Origin of the sequence: Undibacterium sp. SXout7W (genome assembly GCF_049339385.1) — a bacterium.
In the GTDB taxonomy this organism is placed as follows: Bacteria; Pseudomonadota; Gammaproteobacteria; order Burkholderiales; family Burkholderiaceae_D; genus Undibacterium.
In genome coordinates this window covers 170,020-188,997 of record NZ_JBMPPF010000004.1, presented here as the reverse complement: position 1 = coordinate 188,997, position 18,978 = coordinate 170,020, and the positions used below count along the sequence as shown (strand labels likewise).

General features: G+C 46.9%; 24 protein-coding genes and 1 tRNA gene. 14 read left to right on the top strand and 11 right to left on the bottom strand.

The window, feature by feature from the left end:
- Nucleotides 1-152: 152 nt before the first annotated feature.
- The 3 genes from ACO0LB_RS06190 to ACO0LB_RS06180 form a co-directional block, all read right to left on the bottom strand.
- Entirely contained in the window at nucleotides 153-941 is a 789-nt protein-coding gene (locus tag ACO0LB_RS06190; protein ID WP_423047546.1) for a hypothetical protein, read from the bottom strand.
- A 598-nt stretch (nucleotides 942-1,539) separates the two neighbouring features.
- Nucleotides 1,540-1,965, bottom strand: coding sequence for a hypothetical protein (locus ACO0LB_RS06185; RefSeq protein WP_423047544.1), 426 nt, complete (start codon nucleotides 1,963-1,965; stop codon nucleotides 1,540-1,542).
- Nucleotides 1,966-2,057: 92 nt separating this feature from the next.
- Nucleotides 2,058-2,492, bottom strand: a complete 435-nt coding sequence (locus ACO0LB_RS06180; RefSeq protein WP_423047542.1) for a helix-turn-helix domain-containing protein — start codon at nucleotides 2,490-2,492, stop codon at nucleotides 2,058-2,060.
- A 55-nt stretch (nucleotides 2,493-2,547) separates the two neighbouring features.
- On the opposite strand from ACO0LB_RS06180, the gene ACO0LB_RS06175 reads away from it, so the two are divergent.
- From ACO0LB_RS06175 to ACO0LB_RS06125, 11 genes are all read left to right on the top strand, one after another.
- On the top strand, nucleotides 2,548-2,742 hold the full coding sequence (locus ACO0LB_RS06175; protein WP_423047540.1) for a hypothetical protein: 195 nt from the start codon (nucleotides 2,548-2,550) through the stop codon (nucleotides 2,740-2,742).
- 31 nt (nucleotides 2,743-2,773) lie between these two features.
- Complete coding sequence (locus tag ACO0LB_RS06170) at nucleotides 2,774-3,100, top strand: ogr/Delta-like zinc finger family protein (RefSeq protein ID WP_423047538.1); 327 nt, start codon at nucleotides 2,774-2,776, stop codon at nucleotides 3,098-3,100.
- A 275-nt stretch (nucleotides 3,101-3,375) separates the two neighbouring features.
- Complete coding sequence (locus ACO0LB_RS06165) at nucleotides 3,376-3,540, top strand: hypothetical protein (protein WP_423047536.1); 165 nt, start codon at nucleotides 3,376-3,378, stop codon at nucleotides 3,538-3,540.
- Complete coding sequence (locus ACO0LB_RS06160) at nucleotides 3,537-3,773, top strand: hypothetical protein (protein WP_423047534.1); 237 nt, start codon at nucleotides 3,537-3,539, stop codon at nucleotides 3,771-3,773. The genes ACO0LB_RS06165 and ACO0LB_RS06160 overlap by 4 nt, the downstream gene beginning before the upstream one ends.
- A gap of 6 nt (nucleotides 3,774-3,779) precedes the next feature.
- Nucleotides 3,780-6,458 (top strand): toprim domain-containing protein, encoded by a 2,679-nt coding sequence (locus ACO0LB_RS06155; protein WP_423047532.1) that lies wholly within the window; start codon nucleotides 3,780-3,782, stop codon nucleotides 6,456-6,458.
- A 20-nt stretch (nucleotides 6,459-6,478) separates the two neighbouring features.
- Nucleotides 6,479-6,625 carry a hypothetical protein gene (locus tag ACO0LB_RS06150; protein ID WP_423047530.1) on the top strand — a complete coding sequence of 49 codons (147 nt, stop codon included), beginning with the start codon at nucleotides 6,479-6,481 and terminating at the stop codon, nucleotides 6,623-6,625.
- Nucleotides 6,622-6,873: a hypothetical protein gene (locus tag ACO0LB_RS06145; protein ID WP_423047528.1), complete on the top strand. Its 252-nt coding sequence runs from the start codon at nucleotides 6,622-6,624 to the stop codon at nucleotides 6,871-6,873. Before ACO0LB_RS06150 ends, ACO0LB_RS06145 begins: the two co-directional genes overlap by 4 nt.
- Nucleotides 6,870-7,025 carry a hypothetical protein gene (locus ACO0LB_RS06140; RefSeq protein ID WP_423047526.1) on the top strand — a complete coding sequence of 52 codons (156 nt, stop codon included), beginning with the start codon at nucleotides 6,870-6,872 and terminating at the stop codon, nucleotides 7,023-7,025. The genes ACO0LB_RS06145 and ACO0LB_RS06140 overlap by 4 nt, the downstream gene beginning before the upstream one ends.
- Nucleotides 7,022-7,210 carry a hypothetical protein gene (locus ACO0LB_RS06135; protein ID WP_423047524.1) on the top strand — a complete coding sequence of 63 codons (189 nt, stop codon included), beginning with the start codon at nucleotides 7,022-7,024 and terminating at the stop codon, nucleotides 7,208-7,210. The genes ACO0LB_RS06140 and ACO0LB_RS06135 overlap by 4 nt, the downstream gene beginning before the upstream one ends.
- Before the next feature lie 8 nt (nucleotides 7,211-7,218).
- Nucleotides 7,219-7,470 (top strand): DUF4224 domain-containing protein, encoded by a 252-nt coding sequence (locus ACO0LB_RS06130; protein WP_423047522.1) that lies wholly within the window; start codon nucleotides 7,219-7,221, stop codon nucleotides 7,468-7,470.
- Nucleotides 7,471-7,478: 8 nt separating this feature from the next.
- Nucleotides 7,479-8,537, top strand: coding sequence for a tyrosine-type recombinase/integrase (locus ACO0LB_RS06125; RefSeq protein WP_423047520.1), 1,059 nt, complete (start codon nucleotides 7,479-7,481; stop codon nucleotides 8,535-8,537).
- 129 nt (nucleotides 8,538-8,666) lie between these two features.
- Here the strand turns inward: ACO0LB_RS06125 and ACO0LB_RS06120 are convergent.
- The 8 genes from ACO0LB_RS06120 to ACO0LB_RS06085 form a co-directional block, all read right to left on the bottom strand.
- Nucleotides 8,667-8,756, bottom strand: a tRNA-Ser gene (locus ACO0LB_RS06120).
- A gap of 46 nt (nucleotides 8,757-8,802) precedes the next feature.
- The gene (locus ACO0LB_RS06115; protein WP_423047518.1) at nucleotides 8,803-10,824 is read right to left on the bottom strand and encodes a putative bifunctional diguanylate cyclase/phosphodiesterase; all 2,022 of its coding nucleotides are present in this window, start codon (nucleotides 10,822-10,824) and stop codon (nucleotides 8,803-8,805) included.
- Nucleotides 10,824-12,014 carry an EAL and HDOD domain-containing protein gene (locus ACO0LB_RS06110; RefSeq protein WP_423047516.1) on the bottom strand — a complete coding sequence of 397 codons (1,191 nt, stop codon included), beginning with the start codon at nucleotides 12,012-12,014 and terminating at the stop codon, nucleotides 10,824-10,826. Before ACO0LB_RS06110 ends, ACO0LB_RS06115 begins: the two co-directional genes overlap by 1 nt.
- Nucleotides 12,015-12,145: 131 nt before the next feature.
- Complete coding sequence (gene hemW, locus ACO0LB_RS06105) at nucleotides 12,146-13,405, bottom strand: radical SAM family heme chaperone HemW (protein WP_423047514.1); 1,260 nt, start codon at nucleotides 13,403-13,405, stop codon at nucleotides 12,146-12,148.
- Nucleotides 13,402-13,986: an RdgB/HAM1 family non-canonical purine NTP pyrophosphatase gene (gene rdgB / locus ACO0LB_RS06100; protein WP_423047512.1), complete on the bottom strand. Its 585-nt coding sequence runs from the start codon at nucleotides 13,984-13,986 to the stop codon at nucleotides 13,402-13,404. The genes hemW and rdgB overlap by 4 nt, the downstream gene beginning before the upstream one ends.
- 15 nt (nucleotides 13,987-14,001) lie before the next feature.
- Nucleotides 14,002-14,739 (bottom strand): ribonuclease PH, encoded by a 738-nt coding sequence (gene rph / locus ACO0LB_RS06095; protein WP_423047682.1) that lies wholly within the window; start codon nucleotides 14,737-14,739, stop codon nucleotides 14,002-14,004.
- A 6-nt stretch (nucleotides 14,740-14,745) separates the two neighbouring features.
- Nucleotides 14,746-15,684, bottom strand: a complete 939-nt coding sequence (locus ACO0LB_RS06090) for a PP2C family protein-serine/threonine phosphatase (RefSeq protein ID WP_423047511.1) — start codon at nucleotides 15,682-15,684, stop codon at nucleotides 14,746-14,748.
- 183 nt (nucleotides 15,685-15,867) lie between these two features.
- The gene (locus ACO0LB_RS06085; RefSeq protein ID WP_423047509.1) at nucleotides 15,868-16,881 is read right to left on the bottom strand and encodes a serine/threonine protein kinase; all 1,014 of its coding nucleotides are present in this window, start codon (nucleotides 16,879-16,881) and stop codon (nucleotides 15,868-15,870) included.
- Nucleotides 16,882-17,033: 152 nt separating this feature from the next.
- On the opposite strand from ACO0LB_RS06085, the gene ACO0LB_RS06080 reads away from it, so the two are divergent.
- The 3 genes from ACO0LB_RS06080 (at nucleotide 17,034) to rpoZ (ending at nucleotide 18,945) form a co-directional block, all read left to right on the top strand.
- The gene (locus ACO0LB_RS06080; protein WP_423047507.1) at nucleotides 17,034-17,948 is read left to right on the top strand and encodes a YicC/YloC family endoribonuclease; all 915 of its coding nucleotides are present in this window, start codon (nucleotides 17,034-17,036) and stop codon (nucleotides 17,946-17,948) included.
- A gap of 106 nt (nucleotides 17,949-18,054) precedes the next feature.
- Nucleotides 18,055-18,699 (top strand): guanylate kinase, encoded by a 645-nt coding sequence (gene gmk / locus ACO0LB_RS06075; protein WP_423047680.1) that lies wholly within the window; start codon nucleotides 18,055-18,057, stop codon nucleotides 18,697-18,699.
- Between the two features lie 42 nt (nucleotides 18,700-18,741).
- A complete protein-coding gene (gene rpoZ / locus ACO0LB_RS06070) occupies nucleotides 18,742-18,945 on the top strand; it encodes a DNA-directed RNA polymerase subunit omega (RefSeq protein WP_423047505.1) in 204 nt (67 codons plus the stop codon).
- The last annotated feature ends 33 nt before the right edge of the window (nucleotides 18,946-18,978 follow it).

The window sequence follows — 18,978 nt, the reverse complement described above, 5'->3', positions numbered from 1 at the left end:
ACCACGCATAGCGTCATCGCGCAGGGGTTTACTACGCAATTGGAAATGGAAACGAGGAAGGGGCAAGATGAAACCGATACAAGACCTGTAGAAGTACACGACCACTAGCGTGATAGGTTAGATTTTTTTGATCCTAGTTCGTTTCACTTTCTCTATTTCTCCACCAGTGAACAATCTCCATTATTACAAGCTGCTTTAGCATAGAAATTTGCAATATCATTCTCTTTCAATAAACTGTATGCGCGTGCTGCAATAATGTAGCGATGGACCTTTGCAATTGGAGGACCGTAAGTCTGTTGGCCATTATCGAGATGATCTGTTGGACTTCCAATGAGACTCAATGCTTTTAGAGGTTTTTTCATTTCAATAAAACACTCAGACATTGGATACGTACCGCGAGGCAAGCAAAAATATGGGTATGTTAGTTCACAACTGCTAGAACTAGAATTTACAACCTCTTCATATTTTAAGATTGCATTGTCGTAATCTTTAGCTTTGCACTTAGCGTTCGCATCTATTAATAAACTATTGATTCGCTCGTTTTCACGTTGCGCAGTTTCTAACTGTTCTTTTCTTAAAGCCTCTTTTCTTGCCTCAGGCACTACAACACCAAACACATAAACCCCGATACCACCTAGAACAACGATTGCAATTAATCGCGGTAAAATTATTTTAATCTTGCGAATTATTGCCCTAACAGTTGACGACGTTGCAATCGCCGCAGTCGAGGCAGCATCTTTAACATCACTGGCTATATCTTTTGTTAAAACGTAAATTTCTATTGCTTTGTTATCCTGCGTTTCAAAATCAACTTCTGCGCCTGTTCGAGGTTTGATGACTGATTTGCAGTCATTAATACCAAATTGATATCTATTGCCATCAGCGCCGCGAATGAGTCCACTTTGGAGTTCATCACGATATTCGATTATGTTCCCTTGCATTACATTTACCTATTTTTGAATTTAAGAATATTTGTGCCAACGTAGAGACGATTTACCTGCGCTCGCTAGTTCGATTGAAGTGCATCTACGTCGTCGTTTGAAAATACCTCGATGACACAGTAAAAATGTGCTTTTTTAAAATTATTGGGAATGAAGAACTCACTCGCTTTCACTACTGCAGTTTGCATCGGCGTTCCTCGATCGTCTAAGAACTTGATGGAGTTCGCGCGTTTTTATGCATCGTTTCTGAAAAAAAATGCCAAATAGATTTCTGACCGAACGCGGTTTGCGTAAGCCGAGATTAGTTGCAATTGAGGGAACTAACTCCTCATACGAAGTAAACAAACTCAGCGCCGCTACCAATGCGCTCTAGCCCGAATCATTTGCCCCTACGATGATGTTAAAGGGCGGGCTTAATGTAATCTCACCAGTATCAAAAAAACACTTATAATTTCTAATTTGAAACGAAAAAATTGTCATTTTAAGCAACCTTCAACGTTATTTAAACTCTAGGTATTTGGAAAAAAATAAAACAAATTAAATTAAATTAAATTTTCTAAATCCAAATCACAATTGCAATTCTCCATCGCATAAAAAATTAGCGAGACTTATCGCGACGAATCGCGCCCCAACTCACTTCATTTTCAGAGAAACGCACGCACTCCCTATATTCGTCGTTTTTCATTTTTTCGATACTGCCGACTGAATATTGATTGCCGTCGTTGTAGCAATGTTCCTGCGTCTTGTCTTCCTCTTGTCGTTTGGTTGATGCAGGCAGCACGGTCGCCGCCATGACTGCGCAGAAGGCTAGTGACGCAAACATTACAAAACCTATTGCGTTCTTTTTTAGCCCGCTTTGTTTTTGCGCTCTTGCCTGACATTGGGCGCAATCTGTTTCTATTTTTTTGCTGCAAATGGTGTTATGTATCGCCAGGGGGGCGGTGACGGTGACGTCTGTTCTTTCGCCCTCTGCCTGGATTTGTAGCTTTGTTGGTTCGGTTTCTGAGCCAATATTGATGTGCATGACTGTGGTGAGTCTTGGTGCTTCATTGACGTGCCCCAGTACTGCTTGACCGACACTCGCTTCTATTAGATTTGTTTGGCTGTTATCGGTGTTTACTTCTTTAATGTATTGCTGGACATGTTGACCGTATTTGATCCGGTGATGTCACCGATGATTTGCTGACCGACTTTGCCTTTCATACTTACATTTGATACAGGGGCGATCATTCCACTGATCAGGGCAAGAACACCTGCTTTTCCTCTCAAATCAAGAGCACGATAACCATCGATAACTTCTTGCTCGTCCTTACTAATGCTATTGGTCGATTTGGTTCCTGTGACTATGTAGTAGATGTCTGCGCCTAATTTGTTCAGGTTAAACAAGTAAGTTGTATCTGGATTGGTTTCCCCAGACTCATATTTAATTTGAGTGCGTGAAGTTTTGGCGAGAAGAGTTGCTAACGCATTCTGGGAATAACCTAATCGTGCACGTTCTTCGGCAAGCCTCGCACCGACACCGAACAAAACTTCACTAATTTCATTTGACATATGAATTATTCTTCACTATTATTGCGTTACCGCTAACGTTACATAATGATACCTTATGTTAAAGACACCACAAGCACCGAGCAATCGCGCACCTCGTATTAAAAATGCTATTCGTACACCGATAGCTTTATCTCCGGAAGAGCTTGACGTGGCAAATGAATATGCTGCGTCTCAAGACCGCTCCCGTTCTTCATTCATGCGTTCTATGTATTTGCGTGGCCTCAAGCAGTTTGAGGATGAGCGTCAGTGACATCAGACATACAGACATCATGTGTTCTGCTATGTCTACTAACGTCACACAACAAAAATCGTTGTCATGCTGCTGGAATTTGTTGGAAGGACTGAAAATGAGAGTGATCGGACTGCCTTGCCCCCATTGTGAGCAGAGCGTGAGGGCAATTAAAAGTCGGACGATGTCGCCAATGCTCAAGGAAATTACGTATCGCTGCCAGAACGAAGAGTGTGGTCATGTCTTCGTGGCGGGATTGGAAGTGCTACGCACATTGTCTTTGTCTGCCCAACCCAACTACGCGGTGAAGATACCTATCTCACAACATGCCAGAGCCTCTGCACTCAATCAGTTGTCGCTGAATTTGCAGGTGGCTTGAGCTTATTTGGGCTTACTGCGGGTTGATCTAGCCCGTTGAATTCATCATTAGTTTGTCATTAAAACATGCCTGTTTTCAGGCATGAGGGGCTTTTTTTGCCTGTCGTTTTAGGAGTTGATCATGGGTTTGACGTTTGCATCGCGTTTTGTGTTGGCGAGGGAAATACACCGGTTGATTGCGTCACTTCGAAGTGGGCCTGATATGAGTCGTTTGTATTGCCAAAGTTTAATTGGTGAAGTGATACACGACTTAGGTGGTATGGCGGGGGAATGGTGATGAAACAAGCAGAAGATAAGTTCACCGTCGACCTATTTCGTCAGCCGCGCAGAGGTCGACCTCGTAGTCCTGACTCGAAATCAGGTGCGCAGCGTCAACGTGAATATCGTGAGCGTCAGAAACAAGCGAAATCATTTTCATCACAACGTAACGGAAATGAATGATGCCGATTCCAACTGTCAGCAAAGAAGAGTTAGAGCGAGTGCATCGTGCGCTTCGTATTTCGATACCACTTGAGTGTGCTTCGCCTTTGATTTTGGCGACGTTGGCAGCGATAGCGCATTGCTGGCGTGGTCGTGTGCCAGCGCATTTGTGGGGGCGGCCTGTGCCCTCTCCTCTCTCACCAAAGGCCTCTGTGCCTGATTTTAAGCGCCGGGCTGCTGGCGATTTTGAATAGTTGATTATGGATTCATCACTTCATCACGAGATTTCGCAGCGTCTGGCGGAATTTAAGTTTAAGCCGGAGACGAGCGGGATGTTGCGTGGGGGCGAGTGCCCTGCGTGTAGGAAGAAAGAGTTGTACACGAATGCGGATCATCCCTGGGTGTTGCGTTGTGGTCGCTTGAATAATTGCGGTGAGACGTTTCATGTGAAGGAGTTGTATCCGGATTTGTTTGATCATTGGTCGGATCGCTTTAAGCCGACGCCGGAGAATAAGAATCCGCATATTGCGGCGGACGCGTATATGCAGCATGGCCGTGGTTTTGATCTGGCGCGGGTGCAGGGGATGTATACGCAGGAGTATTACTTTGACCAGGAATTGAAGATTGGCAGTGCGACGGTGCGGTTTCCGTTTGCGAATGGGTATTGGGAACGACTGATCGATCAGCCGTACCGTTTTGGTAAGAAGAAGGCGCATTTTCAGTATGGGACGAAGTATTACGGTCTGTGGTGGAAGCCTGATGCGGTGGTGATTCAGAACGTGGATGCGTTGTGGCTGGTGGAGGGAATTTTTGATGCGCTGGCGTTGATGCATCACGGTATTGCGGCGGTGGCGTTGGGCAGTTGCAATAACTATCCAGAGGAGGCTTTGCGTCTTTATGCAGCCTCGCGTGGCAATCAGGATTGCACGCTGGTATGGGCGCTGGATGGGGATGCTGCGGGGCGAAGTTTTACGAAGAAGCATGTTGCGAAGGCGAAGGTGGCGGGCTGGGAGTGTGTGGCGGCGCAGATTCCACAAAAGGGTAAAAGTAAGCTGGATTGGAACGATGCGCATCAGCGCGGTTTGTTGTCGGATGCGGACATTGAGGAGTATCGCTATCACGGTGATTTGTTGCTGGCACGGACGTCAACGGAGAAGGCGTTGCTGATCTATAAGCATGATGGTGGTCAGACGGAGTTTTATTTTGATTTTGGGAACCGTTTATTTTGGTTCAAGCTGGATCTGGAGAGGTACAACAAGGCTCGGGAGCATCAGGATAGGAGTGAGGACGCGCAGAGATTATCTGAGTATGCCTTGCGCGATCAGGCGCTGGTGACATCGAGCACGGTGTATGAGATAGCGAATTGTTTGCCGCGCGCGTTGTATTTTCAGGAGAACCTGGTCACGAATGAGAGCTGGTATTACTTTCGGGTGTCATTTCCGCATGATGGCAAGCCGGTAAAGAATACGTTTACGGCAGCGCAGATCGCGAGTTCTGCGGAGTTTAAGAAGCGTTTGCTGGGGATGGGTGCGGGTGCGATGTTTAGCGGCAGCAGCCAGCAGCTTGACCGTATTCTTGGGGACCAGCTTTACAACATCAAGCGCGTGGATACTATCGATTACATCGGTTACAGCCTTGAGCATGGCTGTTATGTGCTGGGTGACGTGGCAATGAAAGACGGTGTATTGAATGAGGTGAACGGCGAGGATTTCTTTGATATCGGCAAGCTGTCGATCAAGTCTTTGAATAAATCTGTACATCTGACGATCAACCGCGACCGCAATGATTACCGGACTGACTGGCTGGAATTGATTTGGACGGCTTTTGGTGCCAAGGGTCTGGTCGCCCTCACCTTTTGGTTTGGTTCTTTGTTTGCGGAGCAGATCAGGTCTAAGCAATCGTCTTACCCTTTCCTTGAGGTGGTGGGCGAAGCTGGGGCTGGTAAATCGACGCTGATTGAATTTCTTTGGAAGCTGTTTGGCCGCAATGGCTATGAAGGTTTCGATCCCAGCAAATCAAGCCTGGCCGCCCGTGCACGTAACTTTAGTCAGGTATCTGGCTTGCCTGTGGTGCTGATTGAATCTGACCGCGAACGCATGGGCGATGAAAAAAGCCATGTGAAGTCCTTTGATTGGGATGAGCTGAAGACAGCCTATAACGGCCGCAGCACGCGCGCCAGGGGTATGGCGACAGGTGGCAATGAGACTTACGAGCCGCCTTTTCGTGGGTCTATCGTGATATCTCAAAACAACCCGGTGAATGCATCTGAGGCGATATTGTCGCGCATTGTGCATTTGTATTTTGACCGCTCTACGCAGACGGCCGCGTCTGGCGAAGCGGCAGACAAGCTGAAATATATGTCTGTTGAACAGGTTTCAGGCTTCATTTTGGCAGCTACCAAGCGCGAGAAAGCCGTTATGGAACTGGTAGGTACAAACACGCCTATTTATCTTAAAGAGCTGCGCCAAAACAAGAATATCAAGATGCCGCGTCTGGTGGAGACGCATGCGCAGATGTTGTCGCTGGCGGATGCTTTAGCGTTGGTGGTGAAGCTGTCTGATATGCAGTTGCTTGAGCTTAAGAAGCAGATTGTGACGATGGCGGAGGAGCGTCAGCAGGTGATTAATAACGATCATGTATTGGTGCAGGAATTTTGGGAGGCTTTTGACTATCTGGACAACGGTGATTTGTCTGTGCTGAATCATTCTCGCGATCCTGGTCTGATCGCTGTCAATTTGAATCATTTTTTACAGGTGGCCACTGAGAAACGTCAGCAGGTGCCACCTCTGCGCGACCTTAAAAAAGTGCTGAAGACCAGCACACGGCGCAAGTTTATCGAGGCAAACAAGGTGATTAACAGCGCGTTGCGCGGTGTTCAATCGCCTTTGGCCACGCCCTCTTCTTCTGTTAAGTGCTGGGTTTTCCAGCGCGAAAAATAGGCCATGAAAGGATTGTCGTTATGTTTTTTCGCGTCACGGTAAGAACGGCGACGGCGGAGTATCACTACTTTGCGATCGCTACAGAATCAGCAGCAGTATTTAACGATGCATATGACCGTTTTGGCGTATGCGGTGTGTCAGTCAATCTAATGAAAGGTGCAGCATGAAAAAATTCCACGAAATCAAAATCAATCCTGTCCAAAGCAGTGTCTTACTGGATAGAGCGCGTGAAATGGCCGGTCTGAAAAACGATGCTGCTTTGGCGCGGGCGCTGGAGGTCGCGCCGCCAGTGATTAGTAAGCTTCGCAACGGCCGCCTGCCTGTTGGCGCTTCTTTTGTGATTCGCTTGCATGAACTGACGACGTTGCCGATCTCTGACATTAAGGCAATTTTGTGTGATGAGGGGGCGGCATGATTGTGCCTAAACATCGGATTTTGCAGGCGTATGCGGTGACGTTTGCTCCTGGCAAGGAGGATGCTGTCAGGTTGCGTGAGGCGGCTTCGATGTTGGGCGTGGATGTGGAGGTGGTGGCCGGTGTGGTGGCGGAGTCGTTGGGAGTCTCATGAGGACGATTAAGCTAATTGCGTATTTGACTGAGGATGAGGCGCGGGCTTTGGCTGTATTAGTCAGTTCTGACGCGGCAGCGCAGTATTGTCATGCGTTGTTCGCACCGGTGGACGTGGGGGTGCTTGGTAAGGCGGTGTCTAAGCTTGCGGGTGCGCTGAATGATTGTGTTTTATTGAGCCGATAGGTGGGGCAATGTCTTCTATTTTTGAGACGAAGGTGGAATCTGAGACTTTGTCGACGGAGGAGCTGGCGTCGTTAACGGGGTGTCCGCGTAAGCATGATCAGGTGACCTGGCTGGTGAACAATGGCTGGGTGTATCACTTGAAGCGTAACGGCGAGCCTGTGGTCGGCCGTTTGTACGCACGCTTGAAGCTGGCCGGCGTGAATCCGGCCAGCTTTGCACCAACAGCGCCTTGGGTGCCTGATTTTTCTAAATTACCTTGACTCTTGCTATGAGACCGAAAACCACTTCACGCGATTTACCGCCAAAAATGCTTAAACGATCTAAAAGGCTGAAGAGTGGCAAGCTGTGGACAAGTTATTACTACAACGGGCGCGATGAAGTTGGTAAGCGTTTGGAAATTCCTTTGGGTAAGGACTTGAACGAGGCTAAACGAAAATGGGCTGAACTGGAGTGTGTTGCTGCGCCGGTTGAAACTGGTCTGATGTGTCATATTTTTGACCGCTATGAGCGATTTATCTTACCGGATAAGGCGCGAAGCACTCAGAAAGATAATGTCGACTCAATACGGCAGTTGCGTAAAGTATTTGACTCTGCGCCTATTGACGCTATTACGCCGCAGATGATTGCCGCTTATAGAGATGTGAGAACGGCGAAGGTCCGCGCAAACAGGGAATTGGCGTTGTTGTCGCATATTTTCAACATTGCACGAGAATGGGGATATACCGTACAAGAAAACCCTTGCCGTGGAGTGCGCAAGAATAAGGAGGAGCCCAGGGATTTTTACGCTTCAAAGGATGTATGGGAGGCTGTATATGCCCTCGCCCCTTTCGAGTTGCGTGATGCGATGGATATGGCCTATTTAACTGGTCAACGACCAAGCGACGTGCTGCGCATGCTGGAGTCTGATATCTACGACGGTGCACTGCATGTCAAACAAGGCAAAACCAAGAAATTCTTGAGAATCATGCTTGATATCAATGGTGTGCGTTCGGAGCTTGGCCTTGCACTCGATCAGATTCTTGCTCGGCCCCACCGCATTAACAAATCTTATATCGTTACTACGAAACAGGATCAGCCGTTGAACAAATGGACCTTGCGCTTGCGTTTTGAGAAGGCCAGGTCGTCTGCAGCGGAAAAAACCAGGCTTGATGGAAATGAACACCTTGCTGGCAAAATTGAGAAGTTTCAATTTAGGGATATCCGATCAAAAGCAGCCAGCGAAATCGCGAGTTTGCACGATGCCAGCAAATTGCTTGGACATAATGACAAACAGATCACAGAAAAAGTGTATCGCCGTATCGGTGAGGAGGTCAAACCGACCCGATAAATACAGGGGTTGCGGAGATCGTCTCCGCAACTCAGTCCAATTTGCGTATTTTGAACGCTTGGCGGCCGGTCAATAATAAATGCCGAAAATAAAAAAGCCCTTGATTATCAAGGGCTTTTTCGTATTCGTTGGCGGAAGCTGTGAGATTCGAACTCACGGAGGCTTTAACACCTCGCCAGTTTTCAAGACTGGTGCATTCAACCGCTCTGCCAAGCTTCCAAGCTTTAAATTATAACCTGCAAGGCCAACAACAGCAATACCATCCTTATGATTGTGATTGAAAATCCTTGTTTAACAGAGGCAAAATTAATTCGGGGGCAATTGGTTTTGAAAAAAAGTATCCTTGAACCTCATCACATCCGGCCTCACGCAAGAATTCAAGCTGTTGAATGGTCTCAACGCCCTCAGCAATCACTTTCAATTTCAATTGTTTTGCCATCATGATGATGGCTTTTGTAATAGCATTATCATTATGATCATTAGGCGTTCCCATGATAAATGAACGATCAATCTTCAAAGTTTCAATGGGAAAACGCTTGAGATAGGAAAGACTGGAGTAACCAGTGCCAAAATCGTCCAATGCCAGAGAAACGCCCTGATTGGTAATTTCTTCCATGATCGCAATAACGCTCTCCGCGCTATGCATTAGCATGCTTTCTGTAATTTCAACCTCCAGCCATGCTGGCGATATCTGGTATTTACTGAGCACCGCTTTGATCCGCTCCGGGAAATTAGCCGTAAACTCCCTGGCAGAGACATTCACTGCAATTCTGAACGGGGTTACATTTTGCATTTGCCAGATGTGAGCTTGCTGGCAGGCCGTTTCAAGTACCCACGCATCCAGGCGCAAAATCAGGCCGGTTTCTTCCGCAACAGGAATGAATTCACTTGGTGGAACAATCCCTTTATCAGGGTGATTCCAGCGCAACAGTGCTTCCACACCAATCATTTTCCCACTGAGAATGTCCACTTTGGGTTGATATAAGACAAAAAACTCTTGCTGATCAAGCGCCCTTCGCATGCCAGACTCAAGATAGAGGCGGCCAGCCACACTCTGGTTCATGTTTTGATTATAAAAAACATAGCTTCCGGCAGCGCTGTCGTTACTACGCTTTGCTTTGTACATCGCGATATCAGCTTTTTGCAACAAGGTATCAGCATCTTGCCCGTCTTGCGGGAAAATACTGATGCCGATGCTGGCACCTAAACGCAACTCATGTCCCTCGACTAAAAATAATCCATCCATGACTGCCAGCAATTTCTGCACAACTAAAATGGCATGATAATGTTGATTAATATCGAGTAGAGCAATCGCAAATTCGTCGCTCCCAAGGCGGGAAACAATATCGTTCTCCCGTAATGCCAGACGAAATTTTTCTGCTACCTGTACTAATAACAAATCGCCAATATGATGCCCCAGCGTATCGTTGATTGGCTTGAAACGATTCAAATCAACGAACAGCAATGCGCCTACGCTATTACTGCGCTGCGATTGCAAAAGTGCGTTATCAACCAATTGTTTGAACAAGCTACGATTCGGCAGAGAGGTGAGCGAATCATAGTAAGCAAGGCGGTTAATTTTTTTCTCGGCCTCTTTACGTTGTGTGATATCACTCAGGTAACCGATGATACCCACCGCCTGTCCATCCTGATCGCATAACGAAGAAAGACTAAGACTCGCCCAAAATACTTCTCCGGATTTTTTTCGACGCAGCACTTCCATTTCACGTCCACCATGTTCCAGAAATGCATCAAATAATCCTGAGGCTTCGGCATCTTCATCATCGTACAAAAACAGAATATTTTTCCCGATCACTTCTTGCGAAGAGTAACCGAACATTTTTTCTGCACCACGATTCCAACTCAAAATAAAGCCAGCCAAATCCATCGTAATGACAGATTCATGGATTTGCTCAAGTATTTGGTTTTGTCGTAATTGTGCACGAGCAGATTCCTGCTGCACCTTATCCAGACGGGCGCGAGTCGCAAAGAGGCGAGCAGTTAATCCCGCGAGCACATTTAATTTTTGCAGATCTGCTTCGTTATACTGGCCATTTTTACCGGAGATGACGTAAAAATTTTCTGCGGACACATGCTGCCATCGTGCATCCGTCTCTGGGTAAGTATCCGGTCGTATATGAGAATAAGAAGCCGCATAATCATCGAATACAAGACGGACAATCCGATTAAGTTCTTCGTCCAATGCGTCCCCCTGCAAGGACAATACGGCCTCTCCCAGGGTGGCGCCCAGATCCCAATCGTCAATCACAGAAGATGCTCTTGTCATCACATATCCCGGCAAACCTGATTCACCCAGCCATAGGCTTTGATAAGGCTGCCATAGTAAATATCACGATCAATTTGCAAGGTAGCCGCCATATTTGCAATGTTATCCGTGTTTTTTCTGTCTGCGCATTCAACCAGATTCAGAAATTGCCCCAACTCACCGGTTCTATGCAGCAACGCATCAAGAACATCTTCTTGCAAATTTAGTGGTTGCAATACTTCTTCCAGCGAACTGCCAAACAATTTATCCAGCAAAGAAAACATACCGACCATAAATGCACAATCCAATGCATCCTTTGATGCACCGTGGTGGTGACAGAGTGCCTCCATCAGGCTGGCTCGGAATGCAGCTCGCGGCATCAAAGGATTCAAGCCAATTCCAGTATTTTGGTTACGCGCATACAAGAGTAATTGCAACCAACGCTGCAACTGTCTGCGTCCCAATAAGTTGATCGCCTGACCAAAACTACTGACTCTGACCGTTTGTGCAAAAGCTGCAGAACTGACTAACTTAAACAACATAAAGGAGAGCGAAGCATCCTGCCTGAATAATTCTTCCAGCTCACGAGATTCCGCATCACGTGCAACGAGGCCAAGTAATTTGAGGAGTCGTGTTCTGGCTGATCCATCCGCAGTTTTATTTTTTTGCGGCGGATGAAAAGCGTAGTCACCACAGAATAATTTGAATCCCGCATCCATCGACTGCGCCAAGGTATTAGCATCAGCAATATTCTTTGCCAGATGTGTTCCACCATTGAGTCGCAACAACCACAGTCTGGCCGCTACCGGAACCCCTTTGGAACAGTTCACAGAAAATTGTTTGGTCTCTGGCCAGACCAGGTCTTTGTTCATGGCCAACTCATCGACCAACACACCTATCCCACGCGAAACGAAATGCTTTAACTTCAACTGCACTTCTTTATCCGCACAAGCGGATTCAGGAACACATAACATCATGCGCGAACCTTGAAAACGGCTATCGATATCATTCGGCAACGAAGCAGGGTCATCGACAGGAAGCAACAGCGTCAGATCAGGTAGTTTTTCAAAAAAATCCAAACCTTTCCAAGCCTGAATAATATTGAGCACATCAACAATCGGTAAGTCTTCGAAGTCCGGTAATAGACCGACTAATTGCTGCTTGTCGTTCATTACTGGCAAGAGGGTCGCAAATCCTTGTGTTTGAACCATAACTATTTTTACTCAACCTATTGTTATTCACTGTGTATCGCAGAATACAGCGATACTAGCACTCAAATGATGACGGCGTAATTACCTGCTATGTCTTGTACAGTGAAGCGCGGCGCGGTCATGCGGCTATTTCACTCTTTCAAAAATAGCTGCTGTAAATCATTCAAAAAACGTCGGCCTAAAGGTGTAGGTGCAATACGTTGGTGATCTCTTGACAGTAGACCTTTACTCTCAGCTTCCAGCAATTCTTTTTCTATGGAGTTCAGCAGCAGGCTCGTTCTTTCCTGAAACAGGTTAACGGAAAACCCCTGATGCAGCCTTAACGTATTGAGCATGAATTCAAAACCGAGATCGGCTACCTCAATCTCAGCAGCCTCTTGTACGGCATTGCCCTTCAGGCTTGCCTCCATAAATGTTTGAGGTTGCTTATATCTGGCCTGACGAACAATGCGATGCGGAAAAGTCAGTTTGGAATGTGCCCCGGCACCGATACCCAGATAGTCACCAAAGTTCCAATAATTCAGATTATGTTTTGCCTGTTTTCCCGGTTTTGCGTAGGCAGATACCTCGTAATTGAAGTATCCAGCGTCTGACATGCGTGCATGAATCACATCTTGCATTTCTGCACTCAGGTCATCATCTGGAATGACTGGTGGATATTTAGCAAAATAGGTATTAGGTTCAAGCGTCAGGTGGTAAAGAGATAAATGTGGAGGCGCAAAGGCAAGTGCCGCATCGACATCCTGATGAACCTCATCGAGTGTCTGTCCCGGCAAGGCAAACATCAGATCAAGATTGAAGTTATCAAAGTGCGCTTGCGCAATTTCTACCGCGCGTCTGGCTTCGTCGCCGTCGTGAATGCGACCAAGCGATGACAAGTGACCAGAATGAAAACTCTGAATACCAATCGACAGGCGATTGACGCCGCTTTGTCGATAAGAGCGGAACTTGTCTGTTTCAAAAGTCCCCGGATTAGATTCCATCGTAATTTCAGCATCACTGTCTATTGGCAACAAAGTTCGAATGTCTGACAGCAAACGATCCAAGCCTGCCGCTGACATCAAACTTGGCGTGCCACCGCCAATAAATACTGTATGAATCTTGCGTCCCCAGACTAAAGGCAGCGAAGACTCCAGGTCTGCCCGTAACGCCGACAGATAAGTATTTTCATCGAAACTCCCCTTCACTTCATGCGAATTAAAATCACAATAAGGGCATTTTCTGACGCACCAGGGGAAATGAATATACAAAGAAAGCGGCGGGAGCGCACTGAAGGACAAACTACCTGGGGCAAGGTATTTAGAAGCAACATCTAAAGGTATGTGCGTCAAGTCGATAGTACTTTTAGGCACACCAGGCGCCAGCGTTGAGACAGGTTTAATTGGTATCATTTTAGTTTTTCCACTAAAACCTTTAACGCCTGCCCACGATGAGATAATTGATTTTTTTGCTCTGACGACAGTTCCGCAACAGTTTTACCCGCAGAGGCAATCCAGAAATGCGGATCATAGCCAAAGCCATTTTCGCCACGCGGCGTATCCAGTATTTCACCAGACCAAATACCATCCGCAATCACAGGCTGCGGATCATGTTCGGAGCGAACATACACCAGTACGCAGTAGTAATAAGCGGATTTATCCGCATAACCAGCGAGATCAGCAACCAGTTTCTGATTGTTACGGAGATCCGATTTGGGCGCACCTGCATAGCGTGCAGACAATACGCCCGGCGCGCCGCCCAGCGCATTGACACAAATACCAGAATCGTCCGCCAGCGCAGGCAACCCCGTTAAGCGCGAAGCATGTCGTGCTTTAGTCAACGCATTTTCAACAAAACTCGGGTAAGGTTCTTCTGCGTCTGGAATGTTGAATGCAGATTGAGCCACCAGCTCGATATCAAGCGGTGCCAATATCTGAAAAAACTCTTTCAGCTTTCCCTGATTATTGGAAGCGAGAACAATTTTGCGCGTCATAGACCAAAACTCCGTTTAAGCAATAGCAAGACCAAGTACCTGCTTTTGCAAAGCAATCAGGTCAGCGATACCATCAGCGGCCAGATCCAGTAATTGATTCATGGTCTGACGATCAAATGCCTCGCCTTCAGCAGTCCCCTGCACTTCAACGAAATGACCAGTTTCTGTCATTACGACATTCATGTCAGTATCGCAAGCAGAGTCTTCCGGATAATCAAGATCTAATACCGGCACCCCCTGATATACACCAACGGAGATGGCTGCGACAAAATGCTTCAGTGGAATCTGTGAAATCAAACCGGCATTCACGAGGCGACTGAAGGCATCATGCGCTGCAACCATCGCACCAGTAATAGAAGCCGTGCGAGTACCCCCATCTGCCTGAATCACATCGCAATCAATATGCAATGTACGCTCACCAAAGGCTTCAAGATCAAAAGCAGCCCTCAAAGAGCGTCCAATCAGGCGTTGAATTTCCTGCGTGCGACCTGATTGTTTTCCCTTGGCAGCTTCTCTATCCATACGGCTATGCGTTGAACGCGGCAGCATGCCGTATTCTGCAGTCATCCAGCCCTGACCTTTTCCTTTGAGAAAACCCGGGACTTTTTCTTCGATACTGGCCGTACAAATAACTTTGGTATCGCCAAATTCAATCAATACCGATCCTTCAGCATGTTTAGTGTAATGGCGACTGATAACAACGGGACGCAAAGCATCCGCTGCGCGCCCGCCAGGGCGAATAGTATGAGACATCATGATTTAATTTTTTGTAGTAATACGGGAGGATTTGTGAATGGCGTTGCGTATTTCTGCAATCGCCTTCTCTATTTCAGCGTCGTTAAAGACGTCATGATCATTGCTGTCAACATCAGTCGCATCCAGCGGCGCCTGAATTGTTGTCGTCACTGAACCTATCGGTAATGTATTTGTGGAAATCACGGTGGCATCTTCAAGCCGCTCATCGCCTTCCCACATCATTGCGAGCGCGGTGACGTTATCACTTTGTTTGCCAGCAATATCAACGGCAGAACGGATTAACTCAGGCACCGCACGCACGATGGTGTGCTCATGCAGACGTTGTGCCAGCATATGATCTGGCAAAACCGACCATAAACCATCTGAGCACAATAAAATCAGGTCGCCAGGCTGCAGGGCCGCACGACGAGACAATTCAACAATAGGCGCATTAGGCGCGCCCAGACAATTAAAGAGCTTGTTACGGTCTGGATGAGTGTGCCTTTCTGCAGGATCCACTTTACCCTGAGCAATCAGGGTTTCTAAACGAGAATGGTCTTTGGTCCGCAATAAAATATGGCCTTGACGAATCCAGTAAAGGCGGGAATCGCCACAATGCGCCCAATATGCATATCCGTTTTGGATAAGGCAGGCAACAATCGTTGTCCGGGGAGTTTCGGGTAAGTTATTAATGATGCGATAACGATGAATTTCCTGATGCGCAGCCAGAAAACTATCTTCCATAAAACGTTCAGGGCGACCTATCATCGGATGCGCCTGCTGCTGAAACAAATTACCAATGGTCTGCATCGCTATGGCAGCTGCCATTTCCCCAAGGATATGCCCCCCCATTCCATCAGCCAAAAGCAATAAGATCGAGTCACGCGTAAAGCTGTAGCCCATGCGATCCTGATTGACCTTGCGGCCACCGATATGACTTTCTTGATAGACGGAAAAACGCATAAACGAATAGATAATCTGGACAAGCCAAAATAATGATACAAAACTGCAAAAAAATTACACAATCGGCACTAAAGTAAAGTACGGTATCTGATGGCTTTTTTAACCCAGTAGTTCGCTATAGATTTAACCGCATCAAAAACAGTACTCAAGTAATACGCTACTTAAATGATACTTAAACGATACTTAATTTAATGTACTTTCCTGTATTGTGGTGTGTTCACTTTCTGGACGTTTCTTTTTTTTGTCGGCAAACAGTGCAGAAATTTTATGAGAAATTTTTTCAAAAAAACTTAACTCTCTTTGTGGCTCAGCTTTGACCGCGAGCGCCTTTTGGAGGGCAAACACGCTCTGTGGTCGCTCCAACGGATCCATTTTCAGACACCACCGTACCACCTCAATCAACTCAGTCGAATACAAGCCTTCCAGCTTCCGATAATGCCCTTCCATCTTATCGCTACTTCTGCGCTGGTCTGATGGCTGCGGCGGCGCCCCCACCATGCAAGCAAAAATGGACGCGCCGATACTGTAAATATCTGTCCAAGGGCCCAGATTACCATTTTTTTGATACAACTCCGGCGCAGCAAAACCCGGAGTGTACATAGGATATAACTTAGGCAAATCAGTTTTTAATGTCTGCCTCGCAGCGCCGAAGTCCAGCAAAATAGGCGTTCCATCGAGGCGCAGATAGATATTTGCGGGCTTCAGATCAAGATGCAACAGCTTATTGGTATGTACTTCCCGCAAACCGTTCATCACCTGATTAAACATGCGCCGGATAAAGCGCTCAGACACTAAAGGTTTATCACCCTTATCACGGCGGCGCAAAATATGTTCTTGCAGTGAGCGACCAGATTCGTAGGCCATCACCATGTAAACGGTTTCATTCGCCCTAAAAAAATTCACCACGCTGACGACATTCGGATGAGAGATACGCGCAAGCGCCCTGCCTTCCTCAAAGAAGCATTTCAATCCTATGCGATAAATAGGCAGATTTTCATTAGAAATTGCTGGTACCAGTTCGCCCTGCTGTCGCAACGCCAGGGAACTAGGCAAATATTCCTTAATGGCAACAGCGTTGCCATCCTCATCGGAGGCAAGGTACACGATACTAAAGCCACCGGAAGCAATTTTCTTTACAATACGGTATCCGGCTATTTCCAGGCCATCTGGCAAAGGGGCATTATTTTGTGCGGCCATCTATTATCCAATCGCGTTATACAGAAGCGATTGTGTTGATAAATAAGGTATTTGTAAAGAATATCATGATGGAAAGGAATTAATTTTCTATCTCGCCAGCCCAGCCAGACTCCAACAGACATCTTCGCAGCAAAACATTTGAAGGAAGTATTTTGAGCATTTACAGCATGACTGGCTACGCCAGCAGCACTCAGGAAACTGATGCAGGCACGATGACAATAGAAATAAAAAGTGTCAATTCACGCTTTCTGGATCTTCAGTTCAGAATTAATGATGATTTCCGGTCAATAGAATCCTTATTCAGAGACGCCATTTCCCGCCGACTCGCCCGAGGCAAAGTCGAATGCCGATTCAGCTTCGGTAAAAAAAATGCCGATAGTGATACCAAAGCCCTCAATCTGCCACTGTTGAATCAGTTGGCGCAATTTCAGGCAAGCTTGCGCAGCACCTTTCCCGATGCGGCTCCACTGACTACCAATGAACTCCTGCGTTGGCCCGGTGTCATCGAAGAGGCAGAAGTCAATGCCGAACATTTACAGGGCATTATTTCCAGCACCATCAATGCCACGCTAGAGGCGTTCATCGTCAGTCGAGAACGTGAAGGCGCGGCACTTTGCGAGGTATTGCTGAACCGGATTTCTGCGATGGAGGAGATTGTTGCCAGAATCACGCCGATGATGCCGCAAGCGGTGCAGCAATTCCAGCAAAAGGCAATTACCAAACTGGAGGAAGCACTGGGGCTAGTCAATGCGACACCCGGCACGCACACGCAGACTATTTCGCGCGAAGAAGCAATAGACAGAATTCGGCAAGAAGTAACTGTCTACGGCATTCGGGTTGATGTCGCGGAGGAGCTTGCACGGCTCGCCGCACATCTAACTGAAACCAGGCACATACTGAAAAAAGGTGGGCAAGTGGGTAAAAGACTGGATTTTATGATGCAGGAATTAAACCGCGAGGCCAATACCCTAGGTTCCAAAGCAGCCATTAAAGAATTGGCTGATGCCTCGATGGAATTGAAATTATTAATTGAGCAAATCCGTGAACAGGTACAAAACCTGGAATAAGCAAAGGCATCAAGTACACGTTTTACAACTGATATATATTGGAACACAAGTACTTCCCTCTGCTTTTTACCGATGACTGATGATTGAATTGACCCAAGGATCAATGATGCTTCCAAATACTTCTACGGCTGGCAGCCTGTTTATTGTCGCCGCGCCCTCCGGTGCTGGCAAATCAACACTGGTCAACGCCCTGCTTGCACAAGAGCCAGCGATTAAACTCTCCATCTCCTACACGACTCGCGCCCCAAGGCCGGGCGAACAGGATGGACGTGAATATCACTTCACCAGCGCCGAAGATTTCCTTGAACGCAAAGCTCAAGGCGAATTCCTGGAATCGGCTGAAGTACACGGCAATTACTATGGCACCTCTCGCATTCTGATCGAAAAACAAATGCATGCCGGTACCGACGTCCTACTGGAAATCGACTGGCAGGGTGCTCAACAGGTCAGAAAGCAATTCCCTGGTGCTGTTGGCATTTTTATCTTGCCACCATCGATTCCTGCGCTGGAAGAAAGACTCAAAAAACGCGGCCAGGACGAACCTCATGTGATTACTCGTCGAATTTTGGCGGCTGGCGGTGAAATGGCGCACTCTCCGGAGTTCGAATATGTTATTATTAATCAAGACTTTGCAACTGCGCTGTCCGAATTGAACTCTATTATCAAAGCGACACGCTGCAGATTTGCACAACAGGCAACGCGAAATATCGATCTGTTTGCCCAGCTTGGCATTCACGCCAATCCAGACTAAACCAATTACATCACGACATCATTTGTATTTTTAGGAAAAACTATGGCACGTATTACTATTGAAGACGCATTGAAGCAAATTCCTAACCGCTTCCAATTGACATTGTGCGCCACCTACCGCGCACGCCAATTGCTGCAAGGTCATACACCAAAAGTCGAAGCAAAAGATAAGCCAACAGTTGTTGCATTGCGCGAAATCGCACAGGGTAAAATCGGCATCGAAATGTTGAAAAAAGTTCCGGTTTAATTCTGTCTGGCGACCGAAGCAAGTAGCAGCAAT